The organism is Streptomyces sp. NPDC001492 (assembly GCF_053597275.1).
Genome location: NZ_JBSFHW010000002.1, coordinates 69,474 through 86,418 on the forward strand (window position 1 = coordinate 69,474; position 16,945 = coordinate 86,418).

Consider the following 16,945-nt stretch of genomic DNA (forward strand, 5'->3'; position numbering starts at 1 on the left):
CCCGGTTGCGCGGCGTCGTACAGGTGTCGCCCCGTCATTCTCGCATTTCTCACCGACGGACCTGTGACCCCGACCACACCCTCGCGTTAACTTCTCCGCCGCTCACAGCGAAAGTTTCCATCGAACCCGGTCACGTTTTCCTATGTGGTCTGCTGATGCCACACAGGTCGGGGGGCGCGGAGGCACTCGGCACGGACCGGCCGTGCCGAGTGCCTCCGCGAGAGGCTCTGCGTCAGTGCAGACCGCGCTCCAGCCGCTCCGCCACCAGCTTCACGAAACGCGCGGGCTCCTTGGGCTGGCCGCCCTCCGCGAGCACGGCGAGACCGTGCAACAGCTCGGCCGTCTCCACGAGTTCGGTGCGGTCCTCGCGCTCCTGGTACGCCTGGTTCAGGCCCTGCACGAGCGGATGCGCGGCATTGAGTTCGAGGATGCGCTTGGTGGGTGGGACCTCCTGGCCCATGGCCCGGTACATGTTCTCCAGCGCCGGGGTCAGGTCGTGCGCATCGGAGACGACACAGGCCGGGGAGACGGTCAGACGCGTCGACAGGCGGACGTCCTTCACCTCCTCGGCCAGCTGCTCCTTCAGCCAGCCCAGCAGACCGGCGTAGGCCTCCGTCTGCTTCTCCCGCTCGGCCTCGGCCTGTTCGTCGCCCTGGACGTCGAGGTCGATCTCGCCCTTGGCGACGGACCGCAGCGCCTTGCCCTCGAACTCGCCCACCGCATCGACCCACACCTCGTCGACCGGGTCGGTGAGCAGCAGGACCTCGACGCCTCGCGCCCGGAACGCCTCCATGTGCGGGGAGTTCTCCAGGCTCTGCCGGGACTCGCCGGTCATGTAGTAGATGTCGCTTTGGCCGTCCTTCATCCGCTCCACGTACTGCTGGAGGGTGGTCGCCTCGTCCTCGGAGTGCGTGCTGGCGAAGGACGCGACGGCGAGCAGGGCGTCACGGTTGTCGGGGTCGCCGAACAGCCCCTCCTTCAGTACGGCGCCGAACTCCCGCCAGAACGCCGTGTACTTGTCGGGGTCCTTGGCCTTCATCTCCTTGACCGACGACAGCACCTTCTTGGTCAGTCGGCGCTGGATCATCCGGATGTGCCGGTCCTGCTGGAGGATCTCGCGGGAGACGTTGAGCGAGAGGTCCTGCGCGTCGACGACACCCTTGACGAAGCGGAGGTACGGCGGCAGCAGCGCCTCGCAGTCGTCCATGATCAGCACACGCTTGACGTAGAGCTGGAGCCCGCGCCGGAAGTCCCGGGTGAACAGGTCGTGCGGGGCGTGGGCGGGCAGGAAGAGCAGGGCCTGGTACTCGAAGGTGCCCTCGGCCTGCAGACGGATGGTCTCCAGGGGGTCGCGCCAGTCGTGGCTGACGTGCTTGTACAGCTCGTGGTACTCGTCGTCGGAGACCTCGTCGCGCGAGCGGGCCCACAGGGCCTTCATCGAGTTCAGCGTCTCGGGCTCGGGCGTGTCCTCGCCCTCACCGCCGGGCTGCGGGACCAGCCGGATCGGCCAGGTGATGAAGTCGGAGTACCGCTTGACGATCTCCTTGATCTTCCAGGTGGAGGTGTAGTCGTGCAGCTGGTTCTCGGAGTCGGCCGGCTTGAGGTGGAGCGTGACGGCGGTTCCCTGCGGTGCGTCGTCGACGTTCTCCAGGGTGTAGGTGCCCTCGCCGCGTGAGGACCAGCGGGTGCCGCCGGCCTCCCCGGCGCGCCGGGTCACCAGGGTCATCTCGTCGGCCACCATGAAACCGGAGTAGAAGCCGACGCCGAACTGTCCGATGAGCCCCTCGGCCCCGGCGGCGTCCTGGGCCTCCTTCAGCTCCTTGAGGAAGGCGGCCGTCCCGGAGTTGGCGATGGTGCCGATGAGGTTGCCGACCTCGTCGTACGACATCCCGATGCCGTTGTCCCGCACGGTGAGCGTACGGGCGTCCGGATCGACTTCGATCTCGATGTGCAGGTCGGAGGTGTCGACGTCGAGGCTGTCGTCCCGCAGCGCCTCCAGACGCAGCTTGTCGAGCGCGTCGGAGGCGTTGGAGACGAGTTCCCGTAGGAAGACATCCTTGTTCGAGTAGACCGAGTGGATCATCAGCTGGAGCAGCTGACGGGCCTCTACTTGGAACTCAAACGTTTCGGTCGGCATGGTTCGTGTGTCCTCGCAGGTCCCTAAAGTGCCAGGTCAGATGAGAGTCACTGTAAAACATGCCGGGCGGCCAGCTGGGTGACAGGTCGTCAAAAGCCCGCCTGACGACAGCAATTCGCCCGCAGCATCTGGCGTAACGCACGTGTCACCAGATATGTCATGTCTCGGTCATCATCGGCACGCCCGTGCCGGAGTGAAGGGAACCCCCCGTGCGCCTGCGCCCCCTGCGCGTCCTGTGCTGTTCCGCCGCCCTCGCCCTGTCCACGCCCGCCCTGCTGCCCGGAACGGCCTCGGCGGCGGTCCCCGCCTCCTCGGTCTACCTGCAGAACTACACCACCGGCCGCAACGCCGCCGACGCCGGCGGAACCGTCGCCGCGCACCATCCCAAGGGCAACGAGGACCACCAGCAGTGGACCCCGGTCGCGGTCGGCGGCGGCTACCAGCTGCAGAACGCCGACGAGTCCGGCACCTGCCTCGGCCGCAGCGGAACCTCCGCGGTCACCGCCGCCTGCGGGGCGGACGGCACGACCTGGACGATCACCTCCGGCGCCGACAGCACGTACGCCATCACCGCCCCCGGCACCTCGCAGTACCTCACCGGCTCCGCCTCCGACGCCGCAGCCGTGCAACTCGGCTCGGCCGGCGACCTCGCCCGCTGGTACCTCACCCCGGTCGGCTATGCGACCTCGGCGATGCCCTCCGCCGACACCCGCACCCTGGACCAGGTCACCTTCCTGACCGCGCACAACGCCTTCGCCAACGGCGTCGACGGCAACTTCGCCACGTGGCCGGTCAGCTGGTTCCCCAACCAGAACTACGGCATCAGCAGGCAACTGGCCGACGGGGTACGCGGCTTCATGCTCGACGACTACACCGCGGGCGGGCAGGCCGTCCTCTGCCACAACAGCTGCGACGGCGTCAGCAGCCCCGTCCCGCTCGCCACCGACCTGCAGCGCATCGTCGACTTCCTCAAGGCCCACCCCGGCCAGTTCGCCACCGTCTTCCTGGAGGACTACGCCTCCTCCGACGTGCTCAAGTCCTCCCTCGCCTCCGTCAGCGGCCTCTCCGACGTGCTGTACCGGCCCGACCAGGAGGGCGTGGCCACCAAGGGCTGGCCGACCATGGCCGACCTCGCCGCCCGGGGCAAGCAGCTGCTGATCTTCAGCGACCGGACCCGGGCGAGCGACACCGCAAGCGGCTGGAGCACCCGCGACACCTTCGGAGTGATGTACCAGCGCGAGTGGACCGTGGAGAACTACTGGTCCATGGGCGGCGGCATCGGCACCTCGGACTGGTCCTGCTACAGCCGCTGGGACACCCGCCCCCTCACCACGGACTCGCCCGCCTTCCACCCGCTGTTCGTGATGAACCACTTCCGCGACTACACCATGGGCTCCACCGCGCAGACCGACAACGGCAAACTCCTCAACCGCGCGCAGAACTTCTGCACACCCGCCGCCCGCAAGAAGCCCAACTACCTTGCCGTGGACCGCTACGACCTCGGTTCCCCGAGCCCGCTCACCACGGTGGGCAGCCTCAACACCTACATCCTCGCGCCGGGGCAGTGATCACCAGCACCGCGACACCCTCGCGGCGGCAGGGCGACCGTCAGGGACTCGCAGCTGGATAAGGTCGGGGCGTGGACCCCAGCAGTGGACAGCCGCCGGACGACGCGTTCGCCCGGGAAGCAGAAGGCGGGCTGTCAGCCCGGGTGGACCGGGCCCTGTGGTGGGGGTCCGGCGGTCTGGTGCTCGGTGTTCTCGGCACCTCGGTGCTCGTCGCGGGCGCGGATCGCGGCTGGCGGCCGGTCGTGGGCCTCGCTCTGGTCCTTGTGCAGGTCTGCGCCCTGAGGTGGCAGGCCCGCGCCCCGGTCGCCGTACTGGCTGCGAACGCGGCGACGGGGCTCGCGGTGTGGGCGCTGCTGCCCGCGGTGTCCTTGACGGGGGCACTGCTGGCGGCGCAGGTCACGCTGTGCGTGCTGTCGGCCACCAGTCCGCGGAGCGTGTCGGTGCGGGCGCTCGCGGCGATGTGCCTGCCGGCGCCGCTGGCGTTCCCGGCCGGCGGCCCCGCGGGGGTGGCGGTCTATCTGCTGGCGGTGGTCCTGGCATGGACCGCGGGACAGTGGCGCAGGGCGCAGCAGTCACGAGCGCGGGCGGAGATGCGTCGGGCCGTGGTGGAGGAGCGGGCGCGGATCGCGCGCGAGGTGCACGACGTCGTGGCGCACACCCTGTCGGTGATGGTGGTTCAGGCGGGCGCCGCCGATGATGTGTTCACCCAGCGCCCCGAACAGGCTCGTGAGGCGTTGCGGGCCATCGAGACGGGCGCCCGTTCGGCGCTGGGTGAACTACGCCTGCTGCTAAGGGCATTCGGGCCCGAGGAGGCGCAGGGCGAGAACCGGGAGCCGCGGGAGCCGGGGCCCTCGCTCGCGCGCCTGGACGAGCTGGCCGCCACCGTGCGCGCGACCGGGATGACCGTGCACGTGCACCGGGAGGGCGCCACGGACGGGCTGCCGCCCGCGGTGGACCTGGCCGCGTACCGGATCGTCCAGGAGGCCCTGACCAACACGCTGCGCCACGCGGCCGGCGCCGACAAGGTCAGCGTGCGCGTAATGGTCGAAGGGGAGGGTCTGGAGGTCACCGTGGTCGACAACGGCCGTACTGCACAAGGCCGTTCGCATGGGGCGGGACGCGGTCTGGTGGGGATGAAGGAGCGGGTACGGCTCGTGGGCGGCAGTCTGCGCGCCGGTCCGCTGGCCGGAGGCGGGTTCGAGGTGGCGGCGCGGCTGCCGGTGGAGGGTGCGTCATGACGCTGCGGGTGGTGGTGGCCGACGACCAGGCCCTGGTCCGTACCGGGTTCCGCATGATCATCGACGCTCGGGACGACTTGGAGGTGGTCGGTGAGGCGTCCGACGGCCGACAGGCGGTGCGGCTGACGCGGGAACTGGTGCCCGACGTGGTGCTGATGGACGTGCGCATGCCCGTCCTGGACGGCATCGAGGCGACCCGGCAGATCGCGGAGTGCGGCTGTCGGGCCCGGGTGCTTGTGCTGACCACCTGGGACGTGGACGCGCACGTGGTCGCCGCGCTGCGGGCCGGGGCGAGCGGCTTCCTGCTCAAGGACATCCGCCCGGCCGAACTGGTCGACGCGATCCGCCTCACCGCGCGCGGTGACGCGCTGCTCGCGCCCACTGTGCTGGGCCGCGTCCTGGACCGGTTCCTGCGTACCGTGCCCGACGCGACACCGCCGCCCTCCCTGCAAGGCCTCTCCGGCCGCGAGCGGGAGGTCCTCACCCTGATCGGGCAGGCGCTGTCGAATGCGGAGATCGCCGAGCGGCTGCATCTGTCGGAGGCGACCGTCAAGAACCATGTCACCGCGGTGCTGCGCAAGCTGGGACTGCGCGACCGCGTCCAGGCCGTCGTCGCCGCCTACGACCACGGCCTCGTGGAGCCGCGCCGCCCCTGACAGCCCGGTCTCCTCCTCAAGGAGGAGACCGGGAGGCTGTCCTCCTGTGTTCCCAGTGCCGGTCCGTTCCCGTGGCCGATCCGTGTCCGGGGCGCCGGGCCATAGCGTCGAAGGGTGAACGACGACCTGGCCTGCCTCATGTATCTGCTCGCCCACGACGACAGGGCCGACGGCCCGTACGACCGCTCTCGTACGGAGCTGCTGGTCCGGGCCGCCGCTCTGATCGACCTCGCGCTGCGCGGCCGGCTGCGCGAGGACGGCGGCACGGTCACCGTGTCCGGCACGGAACCGACCGGCGACCCCGTCCTGGACGGCGTTCTGCGGGACGCCGCCGCCCGGCACGGCTGGAAGCACCTCGTGCGCCGCCACCGCAGGCGGACCCTGACGGAGGTGGAGGACCGGCTCGCCGCGGCGGGCCTCCTCACCGTGAAGGCGCCCCGTACCCGCTTCGGCACCCGGCGGTCGACCGTGACGGACCCTGCCGTACCCGCCGTACTCCGCGCCCGCGTGTCCGCGGCGCTGCAGGGGAACGGCCCCGTGCGGGAGCTCCCCGCCACCGACGCCGCGCTGCTGGCGCTGGCCGCGGCGGGCGGCCTCCGCTCGATCGTGTCACGGCAGGACCAGCGGGCCTTCCAGGCTCGTATCGACGCCTGCACGAGGTCGCTCGCCGCCCTCGCGCCCGGCCTGGAGAAAGCCGTACGAGCCCTGCCGATGACCATGATCGCCGCACAGGGCGGCATGGGCGGCAGCTGACCCGGCGAAGAAGAGACGAACGGGGAGACCATGAGCACGCACCGCGTCCTGACCACCCTGGGCTGCGCCCTGGCCGCCGTACTGGCGACGGCCGGGTCCGCGGCGCCACCGACCCAGCCCGCAACCGCGACGACGGTACGCACCCACGACGGCCCGGTGCGGGGCGTCGCGCACGACGGATACCGCACCTTCCAGGGCATCCCCTACGCGGCACCTCCGGTCGGCAGGCTGCGCTGGGCGTCGCCCCACCGTGCGGCCCCCTGGAGCGGGGTAAGGGACGCGACCCGGCCCGCGAGCGCCTGCCCGCAGACCGCCGGCGAGGTGCCCGGCGGCAGCACCGACGAGGACTGCCTCCACCTGAACGTCACGACACCCGACGGTGCGGCACCGGCGCACCCCAGGCCGGTGATCGTATGGCTGCACGGCGGCGGCTTCACCACCGGAGCGGGCAGCTCGTACGACGCCCACCGCATGGCCACCCGCGGCGACGTCGTGGTCGTCACCGTCAACTACCGCCTCGGGGCCCTGGGTTTCCTCGCGCACCGTGGGCTGCCCGGCTCCGGCACCTTCGGCCTGGCCGACCAGCAGGCGGCGCTCCGCTGGGTGCGCACGGAGATCGGCGCCTTCGGCGGCGACGCGCACAACGTGACGCTGGCCGGCGAGTCGGCGGGCGGCTACAGCGTCTGTGCCCAGCTCGCCTCACCCGCCGCCGCGAGGCTCTTCGACCGGGCGGTCATCGAGAGCGGCCCGTGCACCGGCCGCCCCGACCGGCCGTTCGCGCCGTCCTCCGTGCCGCTGTCCACGGCGCGCGCCACGGGCGCGGACCTCGCGTCCACAGTCGGCTGCGGCTCCGCCCGCGACGTGCCGGCCTGCCTGCGGCGCGTGGACGTGTCCCGTCTCCTCGCGGCCCAGGGCACCGATCAACAGCCCGCCAACGCAACCCCGTTGCTGCCCGACGACCCCGCGGAAGCGATCGCCGCCGGCCGCTTCCACCACGTCCCCGTCCTCATCGGCAACAACCACGACGAGGGCAACGGCTGGGCCGCCGGCATCGTCCAGGCCGGCAACCCCGTCACCCCCGGCACCTGGCCCGACATCGCGGCCACCTTCTTCCCCGCCCCGGGGCAGGCGAAGGCGATCGTCCGCGAGTACCCGGTGCACCGCACCGACGGGGGCCCGGTGTTCGGCGCGGTCATCGGCGACGCCGACTTCGCCTGCCCGACGGCGCGCACCGACGGCCTGCTCTCCGCCCAAGCGCCCGTCTGGCGCTACGAGTTCGCCGACGAGCACGCCCCACCGCTCACCCCCGGCACGCCGCCCTTCCCGCTCGGCGCACCGCACGCGAGCGAACTTCCCTACCTGTTCGACCTCGGCGGCCGCTCCCGCGAACTGACCGCGGCACAGCACCGGCTGGCCGACACCATGATCGACTACTGGACCCGCTTCGCCGGCACCGCCGACCCCAACGGCCCGTCGTCGCCCCGCTGGCCGCGGCGGACGGTGCTGTCCCTGGCCCCGGACCACATCGTTCCCACCCGCACGACGCAGACCCGCCACCACTGCACGTTCTGGAACACCCTCGGCTGACCACGCAGCCGACGGCCGCGCGACCCGCCCGGATCCAGCATCGCGCGCGGCCCCGGGCCGTACACGTGCTGCCATTCCTGATCTCGGCGCTGCCTGTGGCCGTGGGGAAGTGTGGAATGCTGCGGCTCATGAACACCGCAAGCCGACCGGTCGACGCGGAAGAGGTCAGACGGGAGATCCTCGACGAGGCCGCGGGAGGCCGGCCGTACCTCCTGCGCGGTGCCCACATCACCGGGGCGTTGCTGCTGGACGGGGCGGAGATCAGGCGGTCCCTGCGGTTCGAGGGGTGCCGGTTCGACGAGGCCGTCAGTCTGGAGGGGGCGACGACGCTCGGAGTGGGCGTCGTCGACTGCACGCTGCCCGGCTTCCGGGCGCCGACGGCACGGTTCGGCGGGCGGCTCGACCTGCGCCGCTCGGTCATCGGCGGGGACGGGCAGCACGCTCTCGAACTCGTGCACGCGGACATCGCGGGGGCGCTGCGCCTCGACGGGGCGCATCTGATCGCGCCTGGCCGAATGGCGGTGGATGCCGGGGGTCTGGTGATGCGGGGCGGCGTGTTCTGCGAGGACGGGTTCGTCGCCGAAGGCGAAGTCAGCTTTCCCGGGGCCGAGTTGCCGGGCGGGCTGTGGATGCGCGGGGCGCGGATCACGGTGGGCGCGCCGGACGCGTACGCCTTCCAAGGGGACATGCTCAAGGCGTCGACCGTACGCCTGTCACGGGGTTTCACGACCGACGGCAGGGTGCGGCTGCGCAGCGTACGGATAGAGGACCTGCTGACCTTCGACGATGCCGAACTGCTCGGCTCCGGAACGTCGTTGATGTGCGTGGGGATGCAGGCAGGCGCACTCGACCTGCGCTTCAGTTGCCGGCCGGCGGGAGGCGTGAACCTGCGCAACGCGCACGCGGACCGCATCCAGGACGACCCCTCGACGTGGCCGAAGACCCTGGGCCTGGACGGCCTCACCTACGGCTGGCTCGGCGATACGGCGCCCACCCGGCGCGAGGACGTCGAGAACCGGCTGGCGTGGCTGCGCCACCAGCCCGTCTACGTCCCGCAGCCGTACGAGCAACTCGCCTCGCACTACCGCAGATGCGGGCACGAGGACGAGGCACGACGGGTGCTGCTCGTGCGGGAACGGAGCCGCCGGGCGACGCTGGGCCCGGCGGGCCGAGCGTGGGGCTGGCTCCTCGACTCCACGGTCGGATACGGCTACCGACCGTGGATCGCCGGGATCTGGCTGGCGCTGCTCACACTGATCGGCTCGCTCGTGTTCGCGGCGCACGACCCCGTGGCGAACACGAAGGGCGAGGACACACCCTTCAACCCGGTCGCCTACACCCTCGACCTGCTGGTGCCCATCGGCGGCCTCGGCCAACGCGACCACTGGCACTGGGCGCAGGGCGGTGTGCAGGGTCTGGCGTACGCGCTGATCGCGATCGGCTGGATCCTGACGACCGCGGTGGTGGCGGGGGTGACCCGGACGCTGAGCAGGAACTAGCGTCCGTCCGCCGCAGCGCAGGCGCATCGGCCGGACCCCGAAGTTCCGGTCTGCCATTTTCTGTTATGCCAATTGACACACCATTAAATGCGGACCTAGGGTCCAGCGCATGGAGGAGCGCACAGGACGCGGTCGACCGCGGAAGAATCCGGAGCGGCTTGCGCGATGGACGCCGCCCGAAGGCTGGTCCCGGCTGGTCGCCTGGATCTCGCCCGAGGAGAAGAAGGCGCTGAAGAGGGTTGCCGTCGAGGCCGAGGTCTCGGTCGCGGACCTGGTCCGCGCACTGGCCGGCGGCCTGGCGGCCGGTGCCCTCACCCACGAGGAACTGATCGGCCACGTCAGAAAGGGCATGCAGGTCATGGAGAAGATCCCCACGCTGTTCGAGCGAGACGGCGACTTCCGGGTCGTCAACCGGCCGCGCGCGGAGTGTGCTTGGGTGTTCGACGGCGAGGGGACTCCGACGGAGAAGCTGGACGGGACCAACGTCCGCCTCACCGTCCGGGCGGGCCGGCTGGTACGGGTGGAGAAGCGGCGCAACCCGAGCAAGCTGCAGAAGCAGCAGGGGATCAAGGACGGCTGGTACGTCGACACCGTCGAGGATGCCGCCGAGGACAAGTGGATCCTCGCCGCCGCCCGCAACACCGACGTCACGGCCTGGCCGGACGGCGAGCACTCCTGCGAAGCGCTCGGCCCCCGCATCCAGGGCAACCCCCTGCGGCTGGACGACCACCGGTGCGTGCCGTTCAACCTGGAGGTGCCGGTCTACCAGGGTGTGCCGCGCGACTACCTCGGTCTCCGTGACTTCCTCGCCGAACTGGAGAGCCGCTTCGTCCCCGGCGCCCTGGCCGAGGGCATCGTCTTCCACCACCCGGACGGTCGCCGCGCCAAGATCAAGCGCAAGGACTTCCCTCTCTCCGCATAGCACCCAGGAGACCGCTTGAAGATCCTGCTCCGGCTGCCGACGAGGGGGAACATCGCGCATGGAAACGCTGGTGGTGCTGGCGTTGGGCGGTGGCTTGATCGTGGCCGTGTTCCGCTACCTCGCTTCCGATGAAAGCGATGAGGACCCTCACCTGACGGCTCGTCTGCAGGCGCAGATCAAGCGGTTCGAGCGGTACGAGCGGCTCCCGGAGCCGGTGTTCGCGATGAGTCCCCCCGAGTTCGAGGAATACATCGCCGCTCTGTGCCGCCGTGACGACTGCACCGAGGTGCAGCGGGTCAGGGGCGACCACCTGGGCGGCCGACTGACCTGCTGTCTGCCGGACGGGCAGAAGGCTGCCTTGAGTTGGCGACGAGAGTGCGGGGACAGTCCCGTGGACGCCCACTGCCTCCGAAGGTTCGACGAGACCGCTCGCGCAGTGCATGGCGCCGAGGTGACGATCCTTGTCGTCCTGGGACCGCTCTCCAAGGGCGAATACAGGACCGCCGCTCGCCGTCGCTTGACGCTGATCGACGTCGACGGGCTCGAGTCCTGGATGCAGGGCACCACGTTGAGTGCGCTGCTGGTACCGGAGACCGGCAGGCCGGGCACCAACCGCAAGAGCGCCCACGACTGACAGGGCAAGACATCGGGAGCCACTGAAGGAGCGCAGTTGTGGGTGACCGCCGTACAGAGCTGTTCGTATCCCCGGACAAGAGCCGGTTCGGGCGCGTGGCACTGGCCATCGTCCCGGCGGTCATCGTGCCGGCCATCAGCATGACGCGTCTGCTCGCGGGCGGGCGCGGCACCAGTGAGGGGCTCGGGCCGATGGCGGTACCCGCGGCCCTCGCCCTCGTCGCGCTCCCCTTCCTGTGGTACGTGGCCTATGCGGTCCTGCACACCGTGAACACGTATGTGGCACTCGTGGACGGCGTCGTGCTGGTACGCAACTGGGCACGCCGGCTGACCGTCATCGAAGGGCCCGGCTTCGTGGCCCGTACGTATGTCAACTCCAGCGGCATCGCCGGCGCGGTGCTCGTCGTGGGCGACGACCGCGCCGCCGTCATGCTCAATCCCCGCCAGTGGCGTGAGGCCGAACTCGACAAGGTGTGGCGTAAGGCGGCTCTTCAGCAGCAGTTCGGGGGTACGCCGACCCCCCGTGAACTGCGCAAGCGTTACCCGACCATCCGGATACCTCTCTACATCCGGTATCCCGCCATCGTCTACACCTTCTGGACCGTCCTCGTCATTCTCTGCATCGGAGTGGTGGTCAACGTCTTCGCCCGCGTCTGAGGGCGCGGCGAACCGGACGCCGACGAGGTGCGTGAAGGCCGCGGTTCCGAGCTAGGAGGCCGCCGGGTTCGTCGCGGAGTTCGTCAGGGCATCGAGCTGGGCGGCGAGTTCGGGGTGGCCGGGGGTGAGGTGGGGGCGGGTGGCGCTGAGGGGGTGGACGAGGACGGCGGGGTCGTCGTGGGCGAGGGCCGCGTGCAGCTGGCTCAGCGGGTCGCGGGCCGCGGTGGGCAGGTCGGTGAGGGCGCTGATCTGGCCGGCGATGCGGCGCAGATCGGCTGCGTTGCGGCGGGCCCAGGCCGCCGTGGTGCGTTCGGCGGCGCGGCGCTCGCGGGTGGCCTGGACGCGTTGCTCGCCGGTGGTACCTGCCGGGCCCGGCCGGCCGCGCAGATAGCGGCGTTCGGCGGCCTGGCGGCTGGAGACGCCGAGGGGGTGGGCAAGGTCGGCCCAGCTGGCACCCGCCTGCCGGGCGGTCTCGATCAGGCCGGTTTCCCATTCGGCGAGCTGCTCGCGTACCTGCCGCAGCAGCAGCAGGGAGGCCAGGGCCTTCTCCGGGGCGACCTCCTGGGCGTCGGCGGTGTCGCGGTCCTCGTGCCGAGCGGCCTGCAGGGCGTCGTCTATGGCGTGCAGAGCTGCCGCGGCGGCAAGGAACGACGTCGGCCCTGGTGCGCCGATGCCGGACGATTTCGGCTGGTCAGCCGGGGTCATGAGCACCTCCTCAGGTAAGTCGTCCTTTGGACGACACCTCGCTTGTCATCCATTGGATGACATGGTACAACGTTTTCCGTGAGGCGCATTGGCAGCAACTGCCCGAACCTTCCTGGAGGTGTTTTCCGATGTTGATGCGCACTGACCCCTTCCGTGAGCTGGACCGGCTGGCGCAGCAGCTGATGGGCCCGGGCACGTGGTCCCGGCCGTCCCCGATGCCGATGGACGCCTACCGCGAGGGTGACGAGTACGTGGTGGCCTTCGACATCCCCGGCGTCACCGCGGACGCGATCGACATCGACGTCGAACGGAACATGCTGACCGTCAAGGCCGAGCGCCGGCCCGTGGCGAAGGCCGACGACGTGCAGATGGAGCTGTCCGAACGGCCTCTCGGCGTCTTCTCGCGCCAGCTCGTGCTGGCCGACACGCTGGACACCGAGCACATCCGGGCCGACTACGAGGCAGGCGTGCTCACTCTGCGCATCCCGATCGCCGAGCGCGCCAAGCCCCGCAAGATCAGCATCGGTGTCGGGTCCGACCGCAAGGAGATCTCCGGCTGAGCCGGACAGCCGCAGACCGAACAGCGGCGGAGGACAGGTACCTGATCTCCCCCCGGGGCCTGTCCTCCGTCGCCCGTGGACCGAGGAAGGGTGGCGGCCGACGTGACTGTGCGACGCGAGGCGTTCCTCAACCATGTGAAGGAACGCGGCGAGTACGCCACCGTGGAGGAAGCCGACCGTGCGGCCCGCGTGGTGCTCGCCCTGCTGGGCGCACACCTGGTCGGCGAGGTACGCGCCCGGCTGGCAGCGCGTCTGCCGGAGGACTTCGCCCTGATCCTGCTCAACCCGCTGCAGAGCGCCGAACCGCTGTCCCCGGAGAGGTTCGTGCGCGCGACGGCGGCCTGGATCGAAGGGGCGACCGAACAGACCGCCGCCTGGGACGTCAGCGCCGTCCTGTCCACGGCCGCCGACGCCGCCGGCGACGATCTCCTCGAAGAGATCCTGCTGCAACTCCCCGCGGGTTACGACGTGCTCTTCGGCCGCTTTCAGCCCACCTGACCACCCACCCACCGGTGACCGCGCACCGGTCACCATGACCCCGTTGGCAGAAAGGCAACCACCGCAGTGATGTCCGACCACAGCGCACCGTTCCAGCAGCCCTATGGAAGGGCGTACGACCAGATGCTGGAAAAGGTCCGCTACGACGGCGCCTATCCCACCCGCGAGAAGGCCGAGCAGGCCGTCCGCCTCGTCCTCGCCGGGCTGGGACGCCAACTGACCGGCGACGAGCGCGTCGAACTCGCCGCCCGGCTGCCCCTCGAAGCCGCACGCATCCTCACCGCCCAGATCCCCGACACCCAGCCGCTGACCGGCTGGGCCTTCGTCAAGGACCTCGCCGCCCGCACCGGCGCTTCCCTCGCCACCACCCGCTGGGACACCGGATCCGTCTTCTCCGCCGTCGCGGCCTACGCCGGGTCCGACCTCATCACCCGCATCCTGCACCAGCTGCCCTCCGGCTACGCGCTGCTGTTCGGCCGCGCCGAACTCACCCAGGCCGCATAGCCGGGCCGCGCCTCTCCGGCGCCCCCGCATGCCGGTGACCGTGACGCGTGCGCGGGCTGCGAGAACCGCGCAGGGCGTCCGGTCACCGGCATCCTGCCGACCGCGCCGAGGATCGCGGACAGAACGCCATTCCCCGCAGGCGCCCTCAGGCGCCGAACTCCTCGGCGGCATCGCCCGGTTCGGACCGCGGCTCCGTCAGGCGTACTCCGACTGCCACATGGCGTCGTGCACCTGCTGGATGACGTCGTCGAGCCGGGCGCGCGCCACCCCCCCTCCTCGGCGGCGCGGCGGGCAACCGACACCGCCACCCTCGCCGACGAGGCCCGCAGGTTCTCCACCCGCGGCAGCAGCGGGGCGCCCGGACCGGACAGGTCGGCCAGGCCCGCCACCGCCTCGGCGGCCGCCTGGAGCATGCCGTCCGTGATCCGGGACGCACGCGCCACGACGGCCCCGAGGCCTGGGCCCGGGTAGAGCAGGGCGTTGTTGGCCTGGCCGATGACGTGCGTGGTGCCGTCCAGCTCCACCGGAGCGAACGCGACGCCGGCCACGACGAGGGCTTTGCCGTCGGTCCACCTCAGGACGCGAGCGGGCCGGGCCGTAATTCGTTTGACCTGGACACGCCTCGACGCTGCACTGTGGCGGGGCACCGCGGGTCGTGGTGCCGGAACCCCGGGGAGGCGGCGGCAGCAATGGAGATCCGTTCCACGACCGAGCAGGACATCGATGTCTTCGTCGACACCATGCATGCCGCGTTCGGGCGCTTCCCGGAAACCCCGGCCGAAGGCGGCGGCGGGGTGTGGTGGGCGGCGCTCGAAATGGACCGCAACCTGATGGCCGTGACGGCGGACGGGCGGCCCGTCGGCACCGCCGGTGCGTACTCCTTCGAGCTCACGCTGCCCGGTGAGACCCTCGTCCCGGCCACCGGGGTGACCGCCGTCGGCGTCCTGCCCTCGCACCGGCGCCAGGGCGTGCTCACCGCGATGATGCGCCACCAGCTCACCGAAGTGCGGGCCCGAGGGGAGTTCCTCTCCGTGCTGCTGGCCTCCGAGGCCGTGATCTACCGCAGGTTCGGCTACGGGCCGGCGACCTACACACAGCGGCTGACGGTGCCGCGCCACCGGGCCGCCCTCGCCCTCCCCCGGGCGCACGGAACGGCCGAGGCCCCGGCGACCGGTGGGGACACCGGCTCGGTCGAGCTGCTGCGACGTGCCGAGTGCGGAGAGATCCTGGAAGAGGTCTACGACCGCTACCGCCGCGCGCAGCCCGGTGCGCTGTCCAGGCCGCGCCGCTGGTGGACCTCGGGTGCGGGGCAGCCTCCCATAGCTCCGACGTCGCGTCATGTGGCCGTCCACCGTGACGCCCACGGTGTCCCGGACGGGTACGCCAGCTACGCGGTCGGCGACGGCGACGCTTTGACGGTCGACGAGACCATCGCCACCGACGACGCCGTCTTCACGGCCCTGGCCCGGTTCGTACTCGGACACGACCTGGTCCGTCAGGTGGTGTTCAAGCACATCCCGCCCGACAGTCCGCTGCGCTGGCAGCTCGCGGACTTCCGCGCCGGCGAGATGAGCGGTGACACGGACTGGCTCTGGGTACGGCTGCTGGACGTCCCGCGTGCGCTGACCACGCGCGGATGGTTCATGGACGGCGAACTCGTCCTCGACGTCGACGACCCGTTCCTGGGCGAGCACGGCCGCTACCTGCTGACGGTGCGGGACAGCAAGGCCGAGTGCGTCCCGACGGACCGGGAGCCCGACCTGTCCCTGGACGTGAGCGACCTCGGCTCGATCTACCTCGGCGGTACGGCCCCGAGCACGCTGGTGCGTGCCGGGCACGTCCGGGCCCACCGCCCGGGCGCGGCCGCCCTTGCCGACGCCCTCTTCCGCGCCGAGCGCTCCCCGCACTGCCTGCACTGGTTCTGACCGCAGTTCCGAAGTCACTTCCCAGGTGGGTCGCATGACGATCGAGGTGCCCTACGAGCCGCTTCCGATGGACCAGTCGGCCGTGCGCTATGCGCATGGGCCCGACTCCGCCGTGCAGTCAGGCGTACCGGCCGGCGAGACGATCGGGTTCGACTGGAGCGACAGCGCGATCTACCCGGGAACGGCACGGAAGTTCTGGGTTCATGTGCCCGCCCGGTACGACCCCTCGGAGCCGGCGTCGCTGATGGTGTTCCAGGACGGGTGGTGGTACCTGGACCCTGAAGGGGAGATCCGCGGGGCGATCGTTCTGGACAATCTCGTGCACCGCCAGGACATCCCGGTCACGATCGCCGTGTTCGTCGACCCGGGCGTCTTCCCAGGTGCTGAGCATCCGAAGAACCGCAATACCGAGTACGACGCCTACGACGACCGGTACGTCAGCTTCCTCCTGACAGAGATCATCCCAGAGGTCACAAAGCGCTATTCGATCGCCGAGGACCCCGACCGGTGGGGCATCTGTGGTGGCAGCAGCGGCGGCAACTGCGCCTTCACCGCAGCCTGGCTGCGCCCGGACAAGTTCCGCCGGGTGATCGGGTACTTGTCCAGCTTCACACAGATGCCGGGCGGCAACCCGTACCCCGAACTCATCCCCCGCGTCCCCCGCAAGCCACTGCGGATCTTCATGCAAGCGGGCCATCGTGACCTGCGCTGGAACGAACCCGAGGCGAACTGGCTCGCCAACAACCTGCGGGTCGCGGCCGCGCTCGCGGAAGCCGGCTACGACTTCCGCCTCGTCCTGGGCGACGGCGGCCACAGCCCCAACCACGGCGGAGTGCTGCTCCCTGATGCCTTGCGCTGGTTGTGGCGGTCGGACGATCGCCACCACCGAACGTGACCTGCCGCGTATGGGAATTGGCGGCCTCAGGGGCGCCCGAAACGGGGGCATACACGGCCCCGGCGGGCCCCTTGGCGCGCTCGGCCGCAGTGTGCGACTCCGTGGGCCAATCATTCCTCGACAGGCTCTCAGTTGCCCGTCCAGGACTTCGGCAACAGGGCTCTGACCTGGTGTTTTCCTGAATTTCGCTTAGGCTGGGGCGATCTGC

General features: G+C 70.8%; 17 protein-coding genes. 14 read left to right on the plus strand and 3 right to left on the minus strand.

Annotated features, from left to right (window positions below; all coding sequences use genetic code 11):
• Positions 1-232: 232 nt before the first annotated feature.
• The gene (gene htpG, locus ACWC1K_RS02645; RefSeq protein ID WP_450828230.1) at positions 233-2,137 is read right to left on the minus strand and encodes a molecular chaperone HtpG; all 1,905 of its coding nucleotides are present in this window, start codon (positions 2,135-2,137) and stop codon (positions 233-235) included.
• Between the two features lie 215 nt (positions 2,138-2,352).
• Here htpG and ACWC1K_RS02650 point away from each other — a divergent pair, with 215 nt between their 5' ends.
• The 9 genes from ACWC1K_RS02650 to ACWC1K_RS02690 all read left to right on the plus strand — a co-directional run bounded on the left by ACWC1K_RS02650 (position 2,353) and on the right by ACWC1K_RS02690 (position 11,650).
• On the plus strand, positions 2,353-3,705 hold the full coding sequence (locus ACWC1K_RS02650) for an RICIN domain-containing protein (RefSeq protein WP_450828698.1): 1,353 nt from the start codon (positions 2,353-2,355) through the stop codon (positions 3,703-3,705).
• 71 nt (positions 3,706-3,776) lie between these two features.
• Positions 3,777-4,943 (plus strand): sensor histidine kinase, encoded by a 1,167-nt coding sequence (locus tag ACWC1K_RS02655; protein WP_450828232.1) that lies wholly within the window; start codon positions 3,777-3,779, stop codon positions 4,941-4,943.
• Positions 4,940-5,599 carry a response regulator gene (locus tag ACWC1K_RS02660; protein WP_450828233.1) on the plus strand — a complete coding sequence of 220 codons (660 nt, stop codon included), beginning with the start codon at positions 4,940-4,942 and terminating at the stop codon, positions 5,597-5,599. The genes ACWC1K_RS02655 and ACWC1K_RS02660 overlap by 4 nt, the downstream gene beginning before the upstream one ends.
• A 114-nt stretch (positions 5,600-5,713) precedes the next feature.
• Positions 5,714-6,352 (plus strand): GOLPH3/VPS74 family protein, encoded by a 639-nt coding sequence (locus ACWC1K_RS02665; RefSeq protein WP_450828235.1) that lies wholly within the window; start codon positions 5,714-5,716, stop codon positions 6,350-6,352.
• Positions 6,353-6,382: 30 nt separating this feature from the next.
• On the plus strand, positions 6,383-7,939 hold the full coding sequence (locus tag ACWC1K_RS02670) for a carboxylesterase/lipase family protein (protein ID WP_450828237.1): 1,557 nt from the start codon (positions 6,383-6,385) through the stop codon (positions 7,937-7,939).
• Positions 7,940-8,067: 128 nt separating this feature from the next.
• A complete protein-coding gene (locus tag ACWC1K_RS02675) occupies positions 8,068-9,438 on the plus strand; it encodes a pentapeptide repeat-containing protein (RefSeq protein ID WP_450828239.1) in 1,371 nt (456 codons plus the stop codon).
• A gap of 109 nt (positions 9,439-9,547) precedes the next feature.
• Positions 9,548-10,360 (plus strand): hypothetical protein, encoded by an 813-nt coding sequence (locus ACWC1K_RS02680; RefSeq protein ID WP_450828241.1) that lies wholly within the window; start codon positions 9,548-9,550, stop codon positions 10,358-10,360.
• 58 nt (positions 10,361-10,418) lie between these two features.
• The gene (locus ACWC1K_RS02685; protein WP_450828243.1) at positions 10,419-10,994 is read left to right on the plus strand and encodes a restriction endonuclease; all 576 of its coding nucleotides are present in this window, start codon (positions 10,419-10,421) and stop codon (positions 10,992-10,994) included.
• Between the two features lie 38 nt (positions 10,995-11,032).
• A complete protein-coding gene (locus tag ACWC1K_RS02690; protein ID WP_450828245.1) occupies positions 11,033-11,650 on the plus strand; it encodes a hypothetical protein in 618 nt (205 codons plus the stop codon).
• Between the two features lie 51 nt (positions 11,651-11,701).
• Here ACWC1K_RS02690 and ACWC1K_RS02695 read toward each other — a convergent pair whose 3' ends face one another.
• The gene (locus ACWC1K_RS02695) at positions 11,702-12,355 is read right to left on the minus strand and encodes a type III effector protein (protein ID WP_450828247.1); all 654 of its coding nucleotides are present in this window, start codon (positions 12,353-12,355) and stop codon (positions 11,702-11,704) included.
• A gap of 128 nt (positions 12,356-12,483) precedes the next feature.
• On the opposite strand from ACWC1K_RS02695, the gene ACWC1K_RS02700 reads away from it, so the two are divergent.
• From ACWC1K_RS02700 to ACWC1K_RS02710, 3 genes are all read left to right on the plus strand, one after another.
• On the plus strand, positions 12,484-12,915 hold the full coding sequence (locus tag ACWC1K_RS02700) for an Hsp20/alpha crystallin family protein (protein WP_450828249.1): 432 nt from the start codon (positions 12,484-12,486) through the stop codon (positions 12,913-12,915).
• Between the two features lie 102 nt (positions 12,916-13,017).
• Positions 13,018-13,413 (plus strand): DUF2267 domain-containing protein, encoded by a 396-nt coding sequence (locus ACWC1K_RS02705; protein ID WP_450828251.1) that lies wholly within the window; start codon positions 13,018-13,020, stop codon positions 13,411-13,413.
• Between the two features lie 69 nt (positions 13,414-13,482).
• The gene (locus tag ACWC1K_RS02710; RefSeq protein ID WP_450828253.1) at positions 13,483-13,917 is read left to right on the plus strand and encodes a DUF2267 domain-containing protein; all 435 of its coding nucleotides are present in this window, start codon (positions 13,483-13,485) and stop codon (positions 13,915-13,917) included.
• On the opposite strand, the gene ACWC1K_RS02715 is transcribed toward ACWC1K_RS02710, so the two are convergent.
• Positions 13,872-14,663: a malic enzyme-like NAD(P)-binding protein gene (locus ACWC1K_RS02715; protein WP_450828255.1), complete on the minus strand. Its 792-nt coding sequence runs from the start codon at positions 14,661-14,663 to the stop codon at positions 13,872-13,874. The genes ACWC1K_RS02710 and ACWC1K_RS02715 overlap by 46 nt on opposite strands.
• On the opposite strand from ACWC1K_RS02715, the gene ACWC1K_RS02720 reads away from it, so the two are divergent.
• On the plus strand, positions 14,607-15,842 hold the full coding sequence (locus ACWC1K_RS02720; protein ID WP_450828257.1) for a GNAT family N-acetyltransferase: 1,236 nt from the start codon (positions 14,607-14,609) through the stop codon (positions 15,840-15,842). The two genes, ACWC1K_RS02715 and ACWC1K_RS02720, sit on opposite strands and share 57 nt — an antisense overlap.
• Before the next feature lie 34 nt (positions 15,843-15,876).
• Positions 15,877-16,737, plus strand: a complete 861-nt coding sequence (locus tag ACWC1K_RS02725; protein WP_450828259.1) for an alpha/beta hydrolase — start codon at positions 15,877-15,879, stop codon at positions 16,735-16,737.
• Positions 16,738-16,945 lie beyond the last annotated feature (208 nt).

Excerpts from the sequence above, each read along its gene's own strand:
- ACWC1K_RS02720 (WP_450828257.1), top strand. The coding sequence starts at position 14,607 with ATGGAGATCCGTTCCACGACCGAGCAGGACATCGATGTCTTCGTCGAC.
- ACWC1K_RS02715 (WP_450828255.1), bottom strand. The coding sequence starts at position 14,663 with ATGCATGGTGTCGACGAAGACATCGATGTCCTGCTCGGTCGTGGAACG.
- ACWC1K_RS02680 (WP_450828241.1), top strand. The coding sequence starts at position 9,548 with ATGGAGGAGCGCACAGGACGCGGTCGACCGCGGAAGAATCCGGAGCGG.
- ACWC1K_RS02725 (WP_450828259.1), top strand. The coding sequence starts at position 15,877 with ATGACGATCGAGGTGCCCTACGAGCCGCTTCCGATGGACCAGTCGGCC.
- ACWC1K_RS02670 (WP_450828237.1), top strand. The coding sequence starts at position 6,383 with ATGAGCACGCACCGCGTCCTGACCACCCTGGGCTGCGCCCTGGCCGCC.
- ACWC1K_RS02675 (WP_450828239.1), top strand. The coding sequence starts at position 8,068 with ATGAACACCGCAAGCCGACCGGTCGACGCGGAAGAGGTCAGACGGGAG.
- ACWC1K_RS02710 (WP_450828253.1), top strand. The coding sequence starts at position 13,483 with ATGTCCGACCACAGCGCACCGTTCCAGCAGCCCTATGGAAGGGCGTAC.
- ACWC1K_RS02660 (WP_450828233.1), top strand. The coding sequence starts at position 4,940 with ATGACGCTGCGGGTGGTGGTGGCCGACGACCAGGCCCTGGTCCGTACC.
- ACWC1K_RS02700 (WP_450828249.1), top strand. The coding sequence starts at position 12,484 with ATGTTGATGCGCACTGACCCCTTCCGTGAGCTGGACCGGCTGGCGCAG.
- htpG (WP_450828230.1), bottom strand. The coding sequence starts at position 2,137 with ATGCCGACCGAAACGTTTGAGTTCCAAGTAGAGGCCCGTCAGCTGCTC.
- ACWC1K_RS02695 (WP_450828247.1), bottom strand. The coding sequence starts at position 12,355 with ATGACCCCGGCTGACCAGCCGAAATCGTCCGGCATCGGCGCACCAGGG.
- ACWC1K_RS02685 (WP_450828243.1), top strand. The coding sequence starts at position 10,419 with ATGGAAACGCTGGTGGTGCTGGCGTTGGGCGGTGGCTTGATCGTGGCC.